Source organism: Pseudomonas sp. zfem005, assembly GCF_032621735.1.
Classification (GTDB): domain Bacteria; phylum Pseudomonadota; class Gammaproteobacteria; order Pseudomonadales; family Pseudomonadaceae; genus Metapseudomonas; species Metapseudomonas solani.
Genome location: NZ_JAVYJE010000002.1, coordinates 384,063 through 402,666, shown reverse-complemented (window position 1 = coordinate 402,666; position 18,604 = coordinate 384,063). Strand labels below are relative to the sequence as shown.

At 62.4% G+C, this 18,604-nt stretch carries 16 protein-coding genes and 2 tRNA genes; 17 read left to right on the top strand and 1 reads right to left on the bottom strand.

Annotation, left to right across the window (positions count from 1 at the left end; genetic code table 11):
- The first annotated feature begins 371 nt into the window (after positions 1–371).
- The 17 genes from ftsH (at position 372) to RTW82_RS05855 (ending at position 17,040) form a co-directional block, all read left to right on the top strand.
- Entirely contained in the window at positions 372–2,288 is a 1,917-nt protein-coding gene (gene ftsH, locus RTW82_RS05935) for an ATP-dependent zinc metalloprotease FtsH (RefSeq protein WP_021222234.1), read from the top strand.
- A 9-nt stretch (positions 2,289–2,297) separates the two neighbouring features.
- Positions 2,298–3,149: a dihydropteroate synthase gene (folP, locus tag RTW82_RS05930; RefSeq protein WP_316924528.1), complete on the top strand. Its 852-nt coding sequence runs from the start codon at positions 2,298–2,300 to the stop codon at positions 3,147–3,149.
- Between the two features lie 16 nt (positions 3,150–3,165).
- Entirely contained in the window at positions 3,166–4,509 is a 1,344-nt protein-coding gene (gene glmM, locus RTW82_RS05925) for a phosphoglucosamine mutase (RefSeq protein ID WP_316924527.1), read from the top strand.
- Between the two features lie 65 nt (positions 4,510–4,574).
- Positions 4,575–5,330: a triose-phosphate isomerase gene (gene tpiA, locus RTW82_RS05920; protein ID WP_263401484.1), complete on the top strand. Its 756-nt coding sequence runs from the start codon at positions 4,575–4,577 to the stop codon at positions 5,328–5,330.
- Positions 5,331–5,334: 4 nt separating this feature from the next.
- Positions 5,335–5,718 (top strand): preprotein translocase subunit SecG, encoded by a 384-nt coding sequence (gene secG / locus RTW82_RS05915; RefSeq protein WP_316924526.1) that lies wholly within the window; start codon positions 5,335–5,337, stop codon positions 5,716–5,718.
- A gap of 13 nt (positions 5,719–5,731) precedes the next feature.
- Positions 5,732–5,817: transfer RNA gene (locus RTW82_RS05910), tRNA-Leu, on the top strand.
- A 100-nt stretch (positions 5,818–5,917) separates the two neighbouring features.
- A tRNA-Met gene (locus RTW82_RS05905) sits at positions 5,918–5,994 on the top strand.
- Positions 5,995–6,123: 129 nt separating this feature from the next.
- Positions 6,124–6,582, top strand: a complete 459-nt coding sequence (gene rimP, locus RTW82_RS05900; RefSeq protein ID WP_021217901.1) for a ribosome maturation factor RimP — start codon at positions 6,124–6,126, stop codon at positions 6,580–6,582.
- A gap of 47 nt (positions 6,583–6,629) precedes the next feature.
- Complete coding sequence (nusA, locus tag RTW82_RS05895) at positions 6,630–8,111, top strand: transcription termination factor NusA (protein ID WP_021217900.1); 1,482 nt, start codon at positions 6,630–6,632, stop codon at positions 8,109–8,111.
- A 27-nt stretch (positions 8,112–8,138) separates the two neighbouring features.
- A complete protein-coding gene (gene infB, locus RTW82_RS05890; RefSeq protein WP_043245240.1) occupies positions 8,139–10,664 on the top strand; it encodes a translation initiation factor IF-2 in 2,526 nt (841 codons plus the stop codon).
- 108 nt (positions 10,665–10,772) lie between these two features.
- Entirely contained in the window at positions 10,773–11,162 is a 390-nt protein-coding gene (gene rbfA, locus RTW82_RS05885; RefSeq protein ID WP_031287192.1) for a 30S ribosome-binding factor RbfA, read from the top strand.
- A 2-nt stretch (positions 11,163–11,164) separates the two neighbouring features.
- On the top strand, positions 11,165–12,082 hold the full coding sequence (gene truB / locus RTW82_RS05880; RefSeq protein WP_021217897.1) for a tRNA pseudouridine(55) synthase TruB: 918 nt from the start codon (positions 11,165–11,167) through the stop codon (positions 12,080–12,082).
- Between the two features lie 92 nt (positions 12,083–12,174).
- Positions 12,175–12,444 carry a 30S ribosomal protein S15 gene (gene rpsO / locus RTW82_RS05875; RefSeq protein ID WP_021217896.1) on the top strand — a complete coding sequence of 90 codons (270 nt, stop codon included), beginning with the start codon at positions 12,175–12,177 and terminating at the stop codon, positions 12,442–12,444.
- A 163-nt stretch (positions 12,445–12,607) separates the two neighbouring features.
- Positions 12,608–14,716, top strand: a complete 2,109-nt coding sequence (gene pnp / locus RTW82_RS05870; protein WP_021217895.1) for a polyribonucleotide nucleotidyltransferase — start codon at positions 12,608–12,610, stop codon at positions 14,714–14,716.
- Between the two features lie 97 nt (positions 14,717–14,813).
- Positions 14,814–16,226: a hypothetical protein gene (locus tag RTW82_RS05865; protein WP_316924525.1), complete on the top strand. Its 1,413-nt coding sequence runs from the start codon at positions 14,814–14,816 to the stop codon at positions 16,224–16,226.
- Between the two features lie 202 nt (positions 16,227–16,428).
- Entirely contained in the window at positions 16,429–16,782 is a 354-nt protein-coding gene (locus RTW82_RS05860; RefSeq protein WP_021217893.1) for a BON domain-containing protein, read from the top strand.
- Between the two features lie 60 nt (positions 16,783–16,842).
- Positions 16,843–17,040, top strand: coding sequence for a CsbD family protein (locus tag RTW82_RS05855; RefSeq protein WP_021217892.1), 198 nt, complete (start codon positions 16,843–16,845; stop codon positions 17,038–17,040).
- A gap of 105 nt (positions 17,041–17,145) precedes the next feature.
- Here RTW82_RS05855 and RTW82_RS05850 read toward each other — a convergent pair whose 3' ends face one another.
- The gene (locus RTW82_RS05850) at positions 17,146–18,600 is read right to left on the bottom strand and encodes a rhomboid family intramembrane serine protease (protein WP_316924524.1); all 1,455 of its coding nucleotides are present in this window, start codon (positions 18,598–18,600) and stop codon (positions 17,146–17,148) included.
- Positions 18,601–18,604 lie beyond the last annotated feature (4 nt).

Genomic DNA, 18,604 nt, shown 5'->3' with positions numbered 1-18,604 from the left:
TATGGCCCCAATATCGGGTGCAGGGTCGTGGCGCTGCGCTTGAGGTGCATCTGTCTCGACGTCCGCCTACGGGTGTTGAGGTAGTTGGCAGTGGGTGGACGTGCAAGCGGCTTTTGTCGTGTCGGCGCTCCAGTGAGCAATAGGTGCTCGCGCGCGGCTTTTGCGGGGAATAGACTGCAACGGTCGGCCTGTTTTTCGGTCTCAATGCACGGGCTCGGGTGTGTGACGAGCGCCATGGCTTCATAAAGGGTTACAGACGGCGCCTGCCAGGGGTGGGGGTTGTATAGTAAGTTAGGCCGGTTGATAACCAGCCGTCATGCGGGGCGCGTCCCAGGACGGGATCTGCTCCAGAGGGTAGCTAATTGAACGATATGGCAAAGAATCTCATCCTGTGGCTGATCATCGCCGCCGTGCTGGTCACGGTGATGAACAACTTCTCCAGCCCGAGCGAACCGCAGACGCTGAACTATTCCGACTTCATCGGTCAGGTGAAGGAAGGCAAGGTCGAGCGTGTCACGGTCGACGGCTTCGTCATTACCGGTAAGCGGAATGACGGCGACTCCTTCAAGACCATTCGTCCGGCCATCCAGGATGGCGGGCTGATCGGCGACCTGATCGACAACAACGTGATCATCGAAGGCAAGCAGCCCGAGCAGCAGAGCATCTGGACCCAGTTGCTCGTTGCCAGCTTCCCGATCCTGGTGATCATTGCGGTATTCATGTTCTTCATGCGGCAGATGCAGGGCGGTTCAGGCGGCCGCGGCGGCCCCATGAGCTTCGGCAAGAGCAAGGCGCGCCTGCTCTCGGAAGACCAGGTGAAAACCACCCTGGCCGACGTCGCTGGCTGCGACGAAGCCAAGGAAGAAGTGGGCGAGTTGGTCGAGTTCCTGCGTGACCCGGGCAAGTTCCAGCGCCTGGGTGGCCGTATCCCCCGCGGCGTGCTGATGGTCGGCCCGCCCGGTACCGGTAAGACCCTGCTGGCCAAGGCCATTGCGGGTGAAGCCAAGGTGCCGTTCTTCACCATCTCCGGTTCCGACTTCGTCGAGATGTTCGTCGGCGTGGGTGCATCCCGTGTCCGCGACATGTTCGACCAGGCCAAGAAGCATGCTCCCTGCATCATCTTCATCGACGAGATCGACGCAGTCGGTCGTCATCGTGGTGCTGGCCTGGGTGGCGGTCATGACGAACGCGAGCAGACCCTCAACCAGTTGCTGGTAGAGATGGACGGCTTTGAGATGAACGACGGCATCATCGTGATCGCCGCGACCAACCGCCCGGACGTCCTGGACCCGGCGCTGCTGCGCCCGGGCCGTTTCGACCGTCAGGTGGTGGTCGGCCTGCCGGACATCCGTGGTCGCGAGCAGATTCTCAAAGTGCACATGCGCAAGGTGCCGATGGGCGATGACGTCGACGCTGGTGTAATCGCTCGTGGTACTCCCGGTTTCTCCGGCGCTGACCTGGCCAACCTGGTCAACGAGGCCTCGCTTTTCGCTGCGCGCGTCAACAAGCGCATCGTCGAGATGAAGGAATTCGAGCTGGCCAAGGACAAGATCATGATGGGCGCCGAGCGCAAATCCATGGTCATGTCCGAGAAAGAGAAGCTCAACACTGCTTACCACGAGGCTGGCCATGCCATCGTCGGGCGTGTGGTTCCCGAGCATGACCCGGTCTACAAGGTTTCCATCATCCCGCGCGGTCGTGCCCTGGGTGTGACCATGTTCCTCCCGGAGGAGGATCGCTACAGCCTCTCCAAGCGTGCACTGATCAGCCAGGTCTGCTCGCTGTTCGGCGGTCGTATCGCCGAGGAGATGACCTTGGGCTTCGACGGTGTGACCACGGGTGCCTCCAACGACATCATGCGCGCCACCCAGATCGCCAAGAACATGGTGACCAAGTGGGGCCTGTCCGAGAAACTCGGCCCGCTTATGTATGCGGAAGAAGAGGGTGAAGTTTTCCTCGGCCGTAGCGCGGGTGGCCAGCACTCCAGTGTGTCGGCGCAGACCGCGCAACTGATCGACCAGGAAGTGCGCAGCATCATCGACCACTGCTACGCCACGGCGAAGCAGATTCTCGTGGAGAACCGCGACAAGCTGGACATGATGGCCGAGGCGTTGATGAAGTTCGAAACCATCGATGCCGAGCAGATCGACGACATCATGGCGGGCCGTCCGGCTCGTGAGCCCAAGGATTGGGAGGGTGGCCCGGGTGCCTCCTCCGGCAAGCCTGCTCCCCGTGAGGAAGCGCCGCGTCCGGAGAACCCGATCGGCGGCCCTGCTGGCGAACACTAAGGTTCCTAGATGAGCTCCACGCAGTACCTGACCCGGTTGCCTTGCGGCAGCCGGGTTCTTGATTTGAGCCGCCCGCACGTGATGGGCATTCTCAATGTCACCCCTGATTCCTTCTCCGACGGCGGGCGCTTCAGCCAGCGCGATGCGGCGCTGCGCCACGCTGCCGAGATGGTGGCGGCCGGTGCTACGCTCATCGATGTGGGTGGCGAGTCGACTCGGCCGGGCGCGCGGGCGGTATCACCGTCCGAGGAGCTGGAGCGTGTCGCCCCCGTGGTGGAGGCGATATCCCGCGAGCTGGACGTGGTGGTTTCCCTGGATACCTCCACGCCTGCAGTCATGCGCGAGGGCGCGCGGCTTGGCGCTGGCCTGATCAACGATGTGCGTTCGCTGCAGCGTGATGGGGCGCTGGATGCGGCGGCCGATACCGGCCTGCCGATCTGCCTCATGCACATGTTGGGCGAGCCGGGCACCATGCAGCAGAATCCTCAGTATCGTGATGTGATCGGCGAGGTGGGTGAGTTCCTTGCTGCGCGCATGGCGGCCTGTGCGGCGGTGGGCATCCCTGCTGAGCGCATCGTGCTGGACCCGGGTTTCGGCTTCGCCAAAACCTTTGAACACAACCTGAGCCTGTTCAAGCACCTCGAAGAGTTGCTGAGGCTCGGGCGCCCCCTGCTCGTCGGCGTTTCGCGCAAGAGCATGGTTGGGCAGGCGCTGGGTCGAGATGTCGACCAGCGGCTTTACGGCAGTCTGGCCCTGGCCGCCCTGGCGGTGGCCAAGGGTGCATGCATCCTGCGGGTGCATGATGTGGTCGAGACTGTCGATGTCGTACGTATGATCGCCGCGGTAAGTTCGGCGGAATAAGAAACACGGAGCATTCATGAGCAGAAAGTATTTCGGCACCGATGGTATTCGTGGCCACGTTGGCCAGTTCCCCATCACCCCTGATTTCATGCTCAAGCTTGGCTGGGCGGCGGGCATGGCGTTCCGCAAGCAAGGCAAGTGCCGCATCCTGGTGGGCAAGGACACCCGTATTTCCGGGTACATGTTCGAATCGGCCCTGGAGGCTGGTCTTTCCGCTGCTGGTGCAGACGTGATGCTGCTGGGGCCGATGCCGACTCCGGCTATCGCCTACCTGACCCGCACCTTCCTGGCTGAGGCGGGGATTGTTATCAGCGCCTCGCACAACCCGCATAACGACAACGGCATCAAGTTCTTCTCCGGGCAGGGTGTGAAGCTCTCTGACGAAGTTGAGCTGATGATCGAAGAGCTGCTCGACCAGCCCATGGTGGTGGTCGAGTCGGCCAATCTCGGCAAGGTTTCGCGTATCAACGATGCTGCCGGCCGCTACATCGAGTTCTGCAAGAGTACGGTGCCCATGAGCACCGACCTGGCCGGCCTCAAGATCGTTGTGGACTGCGCGCATGGCGCTACCTACAAGGTCGCTCCCAGCGTCTTTCGCGAGCTCGGCGGCAATGTCTCGGTACTGGCTGCCCAGCCGAACGGCCTGAACATCAACGACAAATGCGGCTCGACGCACATGGAGTCGCTGCAGGCCGAAGTGGTGGCCCACCATGCCGATATCGGCATTGCCTTCGATGGCGATGGCGACCGCGTGCTGATGGTCGACCATACCGGCGCCGTTGTAGATGGCGACGAGCTGCTGTTCATCATCGCTCGTGACTTGCATGAGCGAGGCAAGCTCCAGGGTGGCGGTGTGGTTGGAACTCTGATGAGCAACCTCGGGCTCGAGCTGGCCCTGGGTGAGCTGGGTGTGCCCTTCACGCGGGCCAAGGTCGGCGATCGCTATGTCATCGCGGACATGCAGGAGCGCGGCTGGAGTCTGGGCGGCGAGAATTCGGGGCATATCCTCTGCAGTCATTTCACCACGACAGGGGACGCCCTGATTGCCGCGCTTCAGGTGCTGCTGGCGCTTCAGCGTCGTGGCCAGTCGCTGGCGGAGGCTCGTCAGGGGATGCGCAAATGCCCGCAGGTGCTGCTGAACGTGCGCTTCGCTGGTGGTGATATCGATCCGGTCGAGCACCCGGCGGTGAAAGATGCCTGCGCTCGTGTCACCGAGAAGATGGCGGGGCGTGGGCGTGTGCTGCTGCGCAAGTCCGGTACCGAGCCGCTGGTCCGCGTGATGGTCGAGGGTGATGATGAAAACCAGGTCCGTGGCTACGCGGAAGAGCTGGTTAAAGTCGTAACCGAGGTATGTGCTTGATTTCTCTTGCTACTTCAAAAAACCTTGGGTAACATCTGCGCCCACTTTGATCGACGAGGTAAAGCATGCGTCGCCCCCTGGTAGCTGGTAACTGGAAAATGCACGGTACCCGCGCCAGCGTCGCAGAGCTGATCAAAGGGCTTCGTCAGTTGGCATTGAATGCTGGCGTCGAAGTCGCGGTATTCCCGCCCTGTCTGTACATCAATCAGGTGATGCAAGGCCTGGATGGCAAGTCGATTGCCGTCGGTGCGCAGAACTGTGCAGTCGAACCCGTTCAGGGTGCGCTCACGGGTGAGGTTGCTGCGAGTCAGCTGGCTGATGCCGGTTGCACCCTGGTTCTCGTTGGTCATTCCGAGCGCCGCCTGATTCTTGGTGAGCGTGACGAAGTGGTTAGTCGCAAGTTCGCTGCGGCTCAGTCTTGTGGTCTTGTTCCGGTGCTCTGCGTCGGTGAGACCCAAGAGCAGCGTGAAGCGGGCAAGACTCTTGAAGTTGTCGGGCGTCAGCTCGGTAGTGTGATCGAAGAGCTTGGTGTGGGAGCATTCGCGAAAGCAGTGATCGCATACGAGCCGGTCTGGGCTATCGGTACAGGGCTCACGGCAACTCCGCAGCAAGCACAAGAAGTGCATGCTGCAATACGGGCGCAACTGGCGGCGGAAAATGCCGAGGTGGCGCGCGGTGTAAGGATTCTTTATGGCGGCAGCGTCAAGGCCGCCAGTGCGGCCGAGTTGTTCGGCATGCCGGATATCGACGGGGGGCTTGTTGGTGGCGCCTCCCTGAATGCGGATGAGTTCGGTGCGATCTGTCGCGCCGCAGGAAGCTGACGAGATGCTGGAAACTGTCGTTATCGTGGTTCACCTGCTCGGCGCCCTTGGTGTCGTTGCTCTGGTGCTGCTGCAGCAAGGTAAGGGTGCGGATGCTGGCGCCTCGTTCGGTGCTGGAGCTTCGGGTACCGTTTTCGGTAGTCAAGGTTCTGCTACCTTTCTGAGTCGAGTTACTGGTATACTCGCCGCGGTTTTTTTCATAACCAGCCTGGGCTTAGCGTTCTTCGCTAAAGAAAAGGCTGAAGCTCTGAGTCACGTAGGTCTGCCGGATCCGGCCGTTCTCGAGGTTCAGCAGCAAAAGCCGGCAGCTGACGATGTGCCGGTGCTCGAAGAGCAAAAGCCTGCTGAAAGCGCAGGTGATATACCTCAGGCTCCAGAGCAGAAGTAAAAAGGCAAGTTTTGCCGAGGTGGTGGAATTGGTAGACACGCTACCTTGAGGTGGTAGTGGCCATAGGCTGTAGGGGTTCGAGTCCCCTCCTCGGTACCATACAATGCAAGAAAGCCCGCTGCATGCGGGCTTTTTTGCTGGCGGAGTGTTCGGTTGACCGTTAAGGCGCGTAGGCCGTATACTTCCGCCCCAGCTTTGACGCGGGGTGGAGCAGCTTGGTAGCTCGTCGGGCTCATAACCCGAAGGTCGTTGGTTCAAATCCAACCCCCGCAACCAGTAGTAGCGGAGCCCCTTTTTAGGGGCTTTTTGCTAGCTGGACAGTTAACCAACGGCTTTTGGCCGACTGGTTCGAATGGATGGGCGTTTCGCCCATTTTTTATTTGCACAGCATGCGAGGGCAATCAGGTGTCGAGCAAGCTAGAACAGTTGCAGGCCTTGCTGGCCCCGGTAGTCGAGGCCCTTGGCTATCAATGCTGGGGTGTCGAGTTCCTGTCCCAAGGGCGGCATTCGCTGCTGCGGGTATACATCGATCATGAGAATGGCATCCAGGTCGACGACTGCGAGAAAGTCAGTCGTCAGGTCAGTGGTGTTCTCGACGTGGAAGATCCCATCGCCAGTGAGTACACCCTCGAGGTGTCTTCGCCCGGCATGGATCGACCGCTGTTCACTCTTGAGCAGTTCGCGGCGCACGCTGGCGAACTGGTGAAGATCAAGTTGCGCTCTCCCTACGATGGGCGACGCAATTTCCAGGGGCTCCTCCGCGGGGTGGAGGAACAGGATGTGGTGGTTCTTGTTGAGGATCACGAGTACCTGCTGCCGATCGATCTGATCGACAAGGCCAACATCATTCCCCGTTTTGACTGAGACGCGGATCCCGCGGATCCAATGGATTGCGAAAGGCGAGGCGTACGATGAGCAAAGAAGTACTGCTGGTTGTTGAGTCGGTATCCAACGAAAAAGGCGTACCGGCTGGCGTGATCTTCGAAGCACTGGAGCTGGCACTGGCCACTGCTACCAAGAAACGCTTCGAAGAAGAAGTCGAGCTGCGTGTGGAGATCAATCGCCACACCGGTAGCTATGACACCTACCGTCGCTGGGCGGTCGTCGAAGAAGACGATCAGGTAAACCCGGCGGCCGAACTGACCGTCGAAGAAGCCCAGGAAAAACAACCGGGTGCCAAGGTCGGTGATTTCGTCGAAGAAAAGATCGAATCCATCGAGTTCGGCCGCATCGCTGCACAGACCGCCAAGCAGGTGATCGTGCAGAAGGTTCGCGAAGCCGAGCGTGCCCAAGTGGTCGAAGCCTATCGCGAGAAGCTGGGCGACATCATTTCCGGCACCGTTAAGAAGGTCACCCGCGATAACGTGATCGTCGACCTGGGTAACAACGCCGAGGCGTTGCTGGCCCGCGAAGACATCATCTCCCGTGAGACCTTCCGCGTAGGCGCTCGTGTTCGTGCGCTGCTGAAAGAAATCCGCACCGAGAACCGTGGCCCTCAGCTGATCCTGTCGCGCACTGCGCCGCAGATGCTGATCGAGCTGTTCCGCATCGAAGTGCCGGAAATCGCCGAAGAGCTGATCGAAGTGATGGCCGCCTCCCGTGACCCGGGTTCCCGCGCCAAGATCGCCGTTCGCTCCAAGGACAAACGTATCGACCCGCAAGGCGCCTGCATCGGCATGCGCGGTTCGCGCGTCCAGGCCGTCTCCGGCGAGCTGGGTGGCGAGCGTGTCGACATCGTCCTGTGGGATGACAACCCCGCTCAGTTCGTGATCAACGCCATGGCTCCGGCCGAAGTGGCCGCGATCATCGTCGACGAAGATGCCCATGCCATGGACATCGCCGTAGGCGAAGACAACCTGGCCCAGGCCATCGGCCGTGGCGGTCAGAACGTGCGCCTGGCGAGCCAGCTGACCGGCTGGACCCTGAACGTGATGACCGAGGCCGACATCCAGGCCAAGCAGCAGGCTGAGACCGGCGACATCATGCAGGCCTTCGTCGACGAGCTGGAAGTCGATGAAGAGCTGGCCCAGGTACTGGTCGAGGAAGGCTTCACCAGCCTCGAAGAGATCGCCTACGTACCGATGGAAGAGATGCTGAGCATCGACGGCTTCGACGAAGACATCGTCAACGAGCTGCGTGCCCGCGCCAAGGATCGCCTGTTGACCAAGGCTATCGCCACTGAAGAAAAACTGGCTGACGCTCAGCCGGCGGACGACCTGCTTGCTCTCGAAGGCATGGACAAAGAGCTGGCTGTTGAGCTGGCAGTACGTGGCGTAGTCAACCGCGAAGACCTGGCCGAGCAGTCTATCGACGACCTGCTCGACATCGACGGCATGGACGAAGAGCGTGCCGGCAAGCTGATCATGGCCGCCCGAGCCCATTGGTTCGAGTAAGCAGTCGCGGCCTGAGGAGAGAAGTGCATGACGCAAGTCACGGTGAAAGAACTGGCCCAAGTGGTCGACACACCGGTGGAACGCCTGCTGTTGCAGATGCGTGAGGCAGGGTTGCCGCACACCAGCGCCGAACAAGTTGTGACTGACAATGAGAAACAAGCGCTGCTGGCGCATCTCAAGGGCAGTCACGGCGAGCGGCTGGAAGAGCCCCGCAAGATCACCTTGCAGCGCAAGACCACCACTACGCTGAGAGTTGCCGGTAGCAAGACCATCAGTGTTGAAGTACGTAAGAAGAAGACTTACGTGAAGCGCAGCCCCGACGAGATCGAGGCCGAGAAGAAGCGCGAGCTCGAAGAGCAGCGCGCTGCCGAAGAAGCTGCACGCCTGAAGACCGAGGAAGAGGCCAAGCGCCGCTCCGAGGAAGAGGCCCGTCGCCAAGCCGACGCCCGTGCTCTCGAAGCCGCTCGCGGTGGTGAAGCCGGCGCGCCTGCTGCCGCTGCTGTCGGCGAAGCTGCCGCACCGGCTGCCGCTGCGAACGCCGCCGCCGCTCCTGCTGGCGCCGATGATCGCAAGAAGGAAGAGCCGCGTCGCCCTGAAAAGGCCCGCGACGAAGACGAGCGCCGCGATCGCAAGCACACGCAGCACCGTCCTTCGGTCAAAGAGAAGGAAAAGGTTCCCGCCCCGCGCGTGGCACCTCGCAGCACCGACGAGGAAAGCGATGGCTACCGTCGTGGTGGTCGTGGCAAATCCAAGCTCAAGAAGCGCAACCAGCACGGGTTCCAGAGCCCGACAGGACCGATTGTGCGTGATGTGAATATCGGCGAGACCATCACCGTGGCCGAACTGGCTGCTCAGATGGCCGTCAAGGGCGCAGAGATCGTCAAGTTCATGTTCAAGATGGGCACCCCGGTGACCATCAACCAGGTACTGGACCAGGAAACTGGCCAGCTGATCGCGGAAGAGTTCGGCCACAAGGTCAAGCTCGTCAGCGAGAACGCGCTGGAAGAACAACTGGCCGAATCCCTGAAGTTCGAAGGTGAAGCCATTCACCGCGCGCCGGTCGTGACCGTCATGGGCCACGTCGACCACGGTAAAACCTCGCTGCTCGACTACATCCGTCGTGCCAAGGTGGCTGCTGGCGAAGCCGGCGGCATCACCCAGCACATCGGCGCCTACCACGTCGAAACCGACCGCGGCATGGTCACCTTCCTCGACACCCCCGGCCACGCTGCGTTCACCGCAATGCGTGCCCGTGGTGCCAAGGCGACCGACATCGTCATCCTCGTGGTGGCAGCGGACGACGGCGTGATGCCGCAGACCGAAGAAGCCGTACAGCACGCGAAAGCGGCTGGCGTGCCGATCGTGGTCGCGGTGAACAAGATCGACAAGCCCGAAGCTGACCTCGACCGCATCAAGAACGACCTCGCCGGTCGCGACGTGATCCCGGAAGAGTGGGGCGGCGACACCCAGTTCGTACCCGTCTCGGCGAAAGTCGGTACCGGTGTCGACGAACTGCTGGAAGCCGTACTGCTGCAGGCTGAAGTCCTGGAACTCAAAGCCACCCCGTCGGCCCCTGGCCGTGGTGTCGTGGTCGAGTCCCGCCTGGACAAGGGCCGTGGCCCGGTGGCTACCGTTCTGGTTCAGGACGGTACCCTGCGCCAAGGCGACATGGTTCTCTGCGGCGTCAACTTCGGTCGCGTCCGTGCCATGCTCGACGAGAACGGCAAGCCGATCAAGGAAGCCGGCCCCTCGATCCCGGTCGAGATCCTCGGCCTGGACGGCACCCCGGATGCGGGTGACGAGCTGACCGTGATCGGCGACGAGAAGAAGGCCCGTGAAGTGGCCCTGTTCCGTCAAGGCAAGTTCCGCGAGGTCAAGCTGGCCCGCGCGCATGCCGGCAAGCTGGAAAACATCTTCGAGAACATGGGCCAGGACGAGAAGAAGACGCTCAATATCGTCCTCAAGTCCGACGTTCGTGGTTCGCTGGAGGCCCTGCAGGGCGCGCTGGCGGATCTTGGCAACGACGAAGTCCAGGTGCGTGTGGTCGGTGGCGGCGTCGGTGGTATCACCGAGAGCGACGCCAACCTGGCGCTGGCCTCCAACGCCGTACTGTTCGGCTTCAACGTGCGTGCCGATGCGGGCGCCCGGAAGATCGTCGAGCAGGAAGGTCTGGACCTGCGCTACTACAACATCATCTACGACATCATCGAAGACGTTAAGAAAGCACTGTCCGGCATGCTCGGCAGCGACGTCCGGGAGAACATCCTGGGTATCGCCGAAGTGCGCGACGTGTTCCGCTCGCCGAAGTTCGGCGCGGTCGCAGGCTGCATGGTTACCGAGGGCATGGTCCACCGTAACCGTCCGATCCGCGTACTGCGTGACGACGTGGTGATCTTCGAAGGCGAACTGGAATCCCTGCGCCGCTTCAAGGACGACGTGTCCGAGGTGCGTGCCGGCATGGAGTGCGGTATCGGCGTGAAGAGCTACAACGACGTCAAGGTCGGCGACAAGATCGAAGTGTTCGAGAAGGTCCAAGTGGCTCGCAGCCTCTAAGCGCGAGCTGCAATACGCAACGCCCGGTCCAGCTTCCGCTCGGCCGGGCGTTTGCCGCTTTTGAACCCTGTGGTTTCTGGCCCCGGGGGAGAGTGCAGGTAGCAGGAAATGGCAAAAGAATACAGCCGTACCCAACGTATCGGGGATCAGATGCAGCGTGAGCTGGCCTCGCTGATCCAACGTGAAATCAAAGATCCGCGTCTTGGCCTGGTCACCATCACCGGCTGCGACGTGGCCCGTGACCTGTCCCACGCCAAGGTGTTCATCACCGTGATGGGTCAGGACGACAACCCCGAAGTCATCAAGCAGAACACCGCCATCCTCAACGATGCCGCCGGGTTCCTGCGCATGCAGCTGGGCCGCGCGATGAAGCTGCGCACCGTGCCGCAGTTGCACTTCAACTACGACGCCAGCATCCGTCGTGGTGTCGAGCTGTCGGCGCTGATCGAGCGCGCCGTGGCCGAGGATCGCAAGCACCAGGACGACGGCGAGGAATAACCGTGGCCCAGGTGAAACGCATCCGCCGCAACGTCAGCGGCATTCTGATCCTCGACAAGCCTCGCGGCATGAGCTCCAACCAGGCCCTGCAGAAGGTGCGCTGGTTGCTCAACGCCGAGAAGGCCGGCCACACCGGCAGCCTCGATCCCCTGGCCACCGGCGTGCTGCCGCTGTGCTTCGGCGAGGCGACCAAGTTCTCCCAGTACCTGCTGGATGCCGACAAGGGCTACGAGACCCTGGCGCAGCTGGGCGTCACCACCACCACGGGCGATGCCGAGGGCGAGATTCTCGAGCGCCGTGAGGTGACCGTCGGTCGTGCCGATATCGAAGCGCGTCTCGACGACTTCCGTGGCGAAATCAAGCAGATACCGCCCATGTACTCGGCCCTGAAGAAAGACGGGCAGCCGCTGTACAAGCTGGCGCGTGCGGGCGAGGTAGTGGAGCGCGAAGCGCGTTCTGTTACTATTGCGCGCCTGGAATTGCTGGCCTTCGAGTCCGCCCAGGCGAGGCTCGCCGTGGCCTGCAGCAAAGGCACCTACATTCGCACGCTGGTCGAAGACCTCGGGCAGGTGCTGGGTTGCGGGGCTCACGTGGCGGAACTGCGCCGCACTCAGGCAGGCCCCTTCGTCCTGGCCCAGGCGATCACCCTGGAAGCGCTGGAAAAGGCCCATGCCGAAGGTGGCAACGAGGCGCTGGACCAGTTCCTGTTGCCGGAAGACAGCGGCCTGGAACATTGGCCCCTGATCCAGTTGAGCGAACACAGTGCCTACTACTGGTTGCATGGCCAACCGGTAAGGGCTCCCGAAGCGCCGAAGTTCGGCATGCTGCGGGTGCAGGATCACAACGGTCGCTTCATCGGTATCGGTGAAGTGAGCGATGACGGGCGCGTAGCGCCGCGTCGACTGATTCGGTCGGAATGACCGATTCGAGGGTGGCTGTTAATAGGCACGGTCACTCCTCCTTTTAAAACACGGGACAGGTTCCCGGCCTATTACCTCAGAGGAAGCCCATCATGGCACTGAGCGTTACTGAGAAAGCCCAGATCGTTAACGAGTACAAGCAAGCTGAAGGCGACACCGGTTCTCCGGAAGTGCAAGTTGCACTGCTGACCGCCAACATCAACAAGCTGCAGGATCACTTCAAGGCCAACGGCAAAGACCACCACTCCCGTCGTGGTCTGATCCGCATGGTCAACCAGCGCCGCAAGCTGCTGGACTACCTGAAGGGTAAGGACACCACTCGTTACAGCACCCTGATCGGTCGTCTGGGTCTGCGTCGCTAAGACGCACTCAAGCTGGAAGCTGGAAGTCGGGGGTTGGCAGCAAGGCATCGTTCTTGCTCCAGCCTCGGGCTTCCAGCTTCAGGCTTTTTGAGGAAGACGACGGGCCGATTCCCGTGCCTTCCGCAGATTTCCCCCAAAGGCAACTACAGAAGGTAAAGACACCGTGAACCCGGTAATCAAGAAATTCCAGTTCGGTCAGTCGACCGTAACCCTCGAGACTGGCCGTATCGCCCGTCAAGCTTCCGGTGCCGTTCTGGTCACCATGGACCAAGACGTCACCGTACTGGTGACCGTGGTCGGCGCCAAGCAAGCCGACCCGGGCAAGGGCTTCTTCCCGCTGTCCGTCCACTACCAGGAAAAAACCTACGCAGCCGGCCGCATCCCCGGTGGTTTCTTCAAGCGTGAAGGCCGTCCTTCCGAGAAAGAGACCCTGACCTCGCGCCTGATCGACCGTCCGATCCGCCCGCTGTTCCCGGAAGGTTTCCTCAACGAAGTGCAGGTCATCTGCACCGTGGTCTCCACCAACAAGAAGACCGATCCGGACGTCGCCGCGATGATCGGTACTTCCGCTGCCCTGGCCATCTCCGGCATTCCCTTCGCCGGCCCGATCGGTGCCGCTCGCGTGGCCTACCACGAGAGCACTGGCTACCTGCTGAACCCGAACTACGAGCAGCTCAAGGCTTCCAGCCTGGACATGGTCGTTGCCGGTACCCAGGACGCCGTGCTGATGGTTGAGTCCGAAGCCCAGGAACTGACCGAAGACCAGATGCTCGGTGGCGTGTTGTTCGCCCACCAGGAATTCCAGGCCGTGATCAACGCCGTCAAGGAATTCGCTGCCGAAGCCGGCAAGCCGACCTGGAACTGGACCGCTCCGGTCGAGAACACCGCTCTGCTCGGCGCCATCAAGGCCGAGTTCGGCGAGGCCATCTCCCAGGCCTACACCATCACCATCAAGCAAGACCGCTACAACCGCCTCGGCGAGCTGCGTGACCAGGTCGTCGCCCGCTTCGCTGGCGAAGAAGCCGGTCAATTCCCGGCCGGTGAAGTCAAGGACGCCTTCGGCCTCCTGGAATACCGCACCGTGCGCGAGAACATCGTCAACGGCAAACCGCGTATCGACGGCCGCGACACCCGCACCGTACGTCCGCTGAAGATCGAAGTCGGCGTGCTCGACAAGACCCACGGTTCCGCCCTGTTCACCCGTGGCGAAACCCAGGCTCTGGTCGTTGCCACCCTCGGTACCGCCCGTGATGCCCAGCTGCTGGACACCCTGGAAGGCGAGCGCAAAGACGGCTTCATGCTGCACTACAACTTCCCGCCCTTCTCGGTGGGCGAGTGCGGCCGTATGGGCAGCGCCGGCCGTCGCGAGATCGGCCACGGTCGCCTGGCCCGTCGTGGCGTTTCCGCCATGCTGCCGAAGAGCGATGAGTTCCCCTACACCATCCGTGTAGTGTCGGAAATCACCGAGTCCAACGGCTCCAGCTCCATGGCTTCCGTCTGCGGCGCCTCCCTGGCCCTGATGGACGCTGGCGTGCCGATGAAGGCACCGGTCGCTGGTATCGCCATGGGTCTGGTCAAGGAAGGTGACAAGTTCGCCGTTCTGACCGACATCCTCGGTGACGAAGACCACCTGGGCGACATGGACTTCAAGGTAGCCGGTACCGCCAAAGGCGTAACCGCGCTGCAGATGGACATCAAGATCAACGGCATCACCGAAGAGATCATGGAGATCGCCCTGGAGCAGGCACTGGAAGCACGCCTGAACATCCTCGGTCAGATGAACCAGATCATCGGTCAGTCCCGTACCGAGCTGTCGGCCAACGCTCCGACCATGATCGCGATGAAGATCGACACCGACAAGATCCGTGACGTCATCGGCAAGGGCGGCGCCACCATCCGCTCCATCTGCGAAGAGACCAAGGCCTCCATCGACATCGAAGACGATGGCAGCGTGAAGATCTTCGGCGAAACCAAGGAAGCTGCCGAGGCTGCGCGTCAGCGCGTACTGGGCATCACCGCAGAAGCCGAGATCGGCAAGGTCTACGTGGGCAAGGTCGAGCGCATCGTCGACTTCGGCGCCTTCGTCAACATCCTCCCGGGCAAAGACGGCCTGGTGCACATCTCGCAGATCAGCGACAAGCGCATCGACAAGGTCACCGACGTCCTGCAGGAAGGCCAGGAAGTGAAGGTACTGGTGCTGGACGTGGACAACCGCGGCCGCATCAAGCTGTCCATGAAAGACGTGGATGCAGCTGAGGCTTCGGGCGTTTGATCCCCGGTCAAGGCTAATGAGAGAGGGCCCCTTGCGGGCCCTCTTTTTTTTCCCGGAAAATGGCGCGCCGCCAGAATCAGCCCAAGGAAACCGGGTCATGGACAAGACCTACTGCAAGTACCACCAGAGCCAACCCGCCACCTGGCATTGCCCGCCTTGCGAGCGTCATTTCGGCGACTGCTGCATTCCGCTCAACGCCGACGAGCCCAACGAGTCGCCCACCTGCCCGTTGTGCCGGGCGCCGCTGCATTTCCTTGGCGCGGCCAATACCGCGCAGCCCTTCTGGGAGCGCATCCCCCAGTTCTTCCTCTTTGGCCTGCAGACCGGCCCCTTGGCCTTCGCCGGGCTATTGGCCCTGGCCAGCCTGTTCATGCCGCGTTCGCTGATCCTCTGGATCGTCCTGTTCAGCGTCGCCACCAAGTACTTCCACAGCGTCATCGAGGCGGCCAGCGAAGGCGGGCGCGAGGCTCCCGGCCTGGCCACGGCCTTCGTCGGCGAGGGCTTCTCGCTGTTCATCAAGCAACTGGTGGTGTTCCTCGTCGCCTTCGGCGTGCTCTGGCTCGCCGCCGACTTCCACAGCGAGGCACTGTTCTGGGCGGTGAACATCGGCCTGATGCTGCTGATGCCGGCGAGCATCATCCGCCTGGCCCTGAACAAGGAGCTGGGAGCGGCGCTGAGCCCCGAGCAGCTGGGGGAGGTGATCAAGGCCATGGGCTGGCGTTACCTCATCCTCTGCATCTTCCTTTTCGCCCTCTGGCAGTCGCCGGACTACGTCACCTACCTGCTCTCCCACGGCCTGCCGCGCGTGGTGCTGCTGCCCATCGCCGCCTTCCTGTTCGGTTATTTCGGCGTGGTGATGTGCGCCATGATGGGCTACGCCGTCTTCCAATATCAGGGTGCCCTGGGCTTCGCCATCGCCGAGGAGGGCGCCCAGGAAGGCCTTCCCGCTGCCGAGTGGCGCCGTCGTCGTGCCCTGGCCGAGGCCGAGGTGCGTATCAAGGAAGGCCAGAGCGGCACGGCCCTGGAAACCCTGACCCAGGCCCTGCAGCGTGACCCTGACGACCTCAAGCTCAATGAGCGTTTCCACCAGTTGCTGTTCGGCCTCAATGAGCGCTCGCGCTGCCTGCGCCATCTCGAACACTACCTGCCCCTGGCCGCGCGCCTGAATGCGCCGCTGGGGGCCACGGCGCTGCTCAACGCCCGGCAGTTGCAGGCGGACTACCTGCCGAGCGATGCCCAGGTCTGCGAACGCATTGCCGCGGCACTGATCGACCGGCACAAGGTGCGCGAGGGCCTCAGCCTGCTACGCAACCTGCACCAACGCTTCCCCGACTATCCCTTCATCCCGCGCGCCTACCTGCTGGCCGCGCGCGGCTTCGCCGAGGGCCTGGGGCAGGTCGAGCCTGCGCGCAAGTTGCTGGGCTATATCCGCGCGCGCTACCCAGCTTCCCCCCTGCTCGAGGATGTGAGGGCTTTGGAAGCGACCCTCGAACGGCTGGCGACGCCCTGACGGCCTCGATCGTGCAAAGTGCACGTGCCGCTTGGCTGGAAATTGCAATCTGCAAGCAGGTAAGCGGTACGATTTAATTGTAAGTAACTGATTTTATTGAGTTTAATTTTCCTTCAAAGCTTGGCACAGGCCTTGCGATATCTACAGTGACTGCAGATTAGGACAACGCTGCAGATTATCTAAGAGCACAGGAGAACAACTCATGAAACAGTCTTTCAACAAGTGGACCCTTGCCGCTGTAGCTGCCACCGCCCTGAGCCTGCCCCTGGCCGGCACCGCCTTCGCGGCGCAACCGACCATGCTGGCTGCCAGCGAAACCGTGAACAAGGCTGAAGAGGCCGTTTCCGATACCTGGATCACCAGCAAAGTGAAATCCAGCTTCCTGGCCGACAAGAATCTCAGCGCCCTGGACATCAAGGTCGAAACCAACAAGGGCGTCGTCTCGCTCTCCGGTGTCGTCGCCAGTGATGCCGAGCGTGACCTGGCAGTGACCACCGCCAAATCCATCAAGGGTGTTACCGCGGTATCGGCCGACGGCCTGAAATCCGCCGAGTAACCCTCGCAGCCGGCCGCCCGTACCCGGGCGGCCCGGCGTGCCACCCCTAAGGAGAACGCCATGAATTCCGACATCATCAAAGGCAAATGGAAACAGCTCAGCGGCCGACTCAAGGAGCGCTGGGGCAATCTGACCGACGACGATATCGACGTGGCCGAGGGTCACAGCGAATACTTGGTCGGCAAGTTGCAGGAGCGCTATGGCTGGACCAAGGAAAAGGCCCAGGACGAGCTGCGCGATTTCAGCAGCAAGCTCTGATCCACAGGATTCACGAAAAACCCCGGGCCGCCACCCGGGGTTTTTCGTTGTGGGTGTTCTGCAGGGGCGCTGCCGTACAGGTTCACCGGCAGAAACCCGGGCGGATCAGCGCGCCAGGTGCTGCTGGTACAGCCCCAACTGGTGGGTTTGCTCGGCGTCGGGAAACGCCTTGCGCAGGTAGGCGCCCAGTTCGGCGACACCGCGCAGGTCCTGACGTTGGCCCAGTTGCTTGGCGAGCATCAGGGTGAGGCCGGGCAACTGAGCCGGCGGCGTGGCCGCACGGCCGAGCACGCGCCATGGTGCCAGAGCCCTCGGGCCTTCGCCGATCTTCAGCAGGCCCTGCAGCAGGTGCAGCTGGATGGCCGGGTGCTGCAGGAGGCGGTACTGCGCATCGCCGGCGTCATCGGCCAGGCGGCACAGCAGGGTGCGGGCGAGCTTTGGGTCGGGCAGGGCGAAGAGCTGCTTGAGCACCGCGCTCATCAGCGGCGCGTCGTTGCGGGTCCTGGCAACCGGGTAAAGGCGTTCGAGCAGTTCCAGCCGTCCCGGGTAGCGGGTGAGCAGGTCCTGCCCACGGGCAGGGACCTGGTCCAGGGCGAAGCGGCCGATGAGCTGGTCCAGTGCCGCCAGTTCGCGCTTGAAGGGCGCGTCCGGGTCTTCCTTGGCCAGGTATTGCTCATCCACCTTCAACCCGCCCAGGCGGCGTGGCAGCCAGGTGCCGATGAAGCCGAAGCCCAGGCCGCCGAGGTGCGCGTAGTAGTTGACGTGGTCGTTGGCCAGAAACAGGCCGTAGAGCTCCTTGCCCATCCAGATCGGCAGGATCCACAGCGCCGGCGCCTTGAAGTAGCCGATCAGCGGGCCGAGCCAGTAGAAGAAGTTGATCCGCCGCAGCCCGTAGACGCCGATGTACATGCCCATCAGGCCCGCCACTGCGCCCGATGCGCCGATGCCGGGTACCCAGCCCGGGTCCAGCGCCCACCAGAGCAGGTGCGAGGCCAGGCCGCTGGCGATGTACAGCGCCAGGTAGGCGCCGCGCCCGAGCGCGCGCTCCAGGGCGAAGCCGCAGATGAACAGGAAGATCATGTTGCCCAGCAGGTGATCGAAGCTGCCGTGGAGGAACATCGCCCCGAACAGGCCTTCGACGGTAAAGCGCTTGGGCACGAAGCCGAAGCGGTAGCTGCTGATCTGGTCGCGGGCGGCCTCGGCCGGGGCGCGCGCCTTCTGCCAGGCCGGGTCGGCCTGGTAGGCGGGGGAGCGGTGCAGCTGGTCTTCGAATTCGAGGTCACGCAGCACGTAGCCAGCCAGGTCCTGGCGGCGCGCGGCGTCGATGCCGCGGCGCTCGTCGGCGTCCAGTTCGTGGCGCTGGGCCAGGCTGTCGATGAACAGCGCCCGCTCACGATTGAGCAGGCCGCCATCGAGGTAGAGATGCACGGCGGCGTCCGTGCGCGCTTCGTCACCGCCCTGGTAGGCGAGGTAGATAAGCGTGTTGAGGATCACCAGCAACAGGGTGATGACGGGCGGTCGTTTCCAGTCCAGCGGGTGTTCGGCGGGGAGGATGATCAAGCGG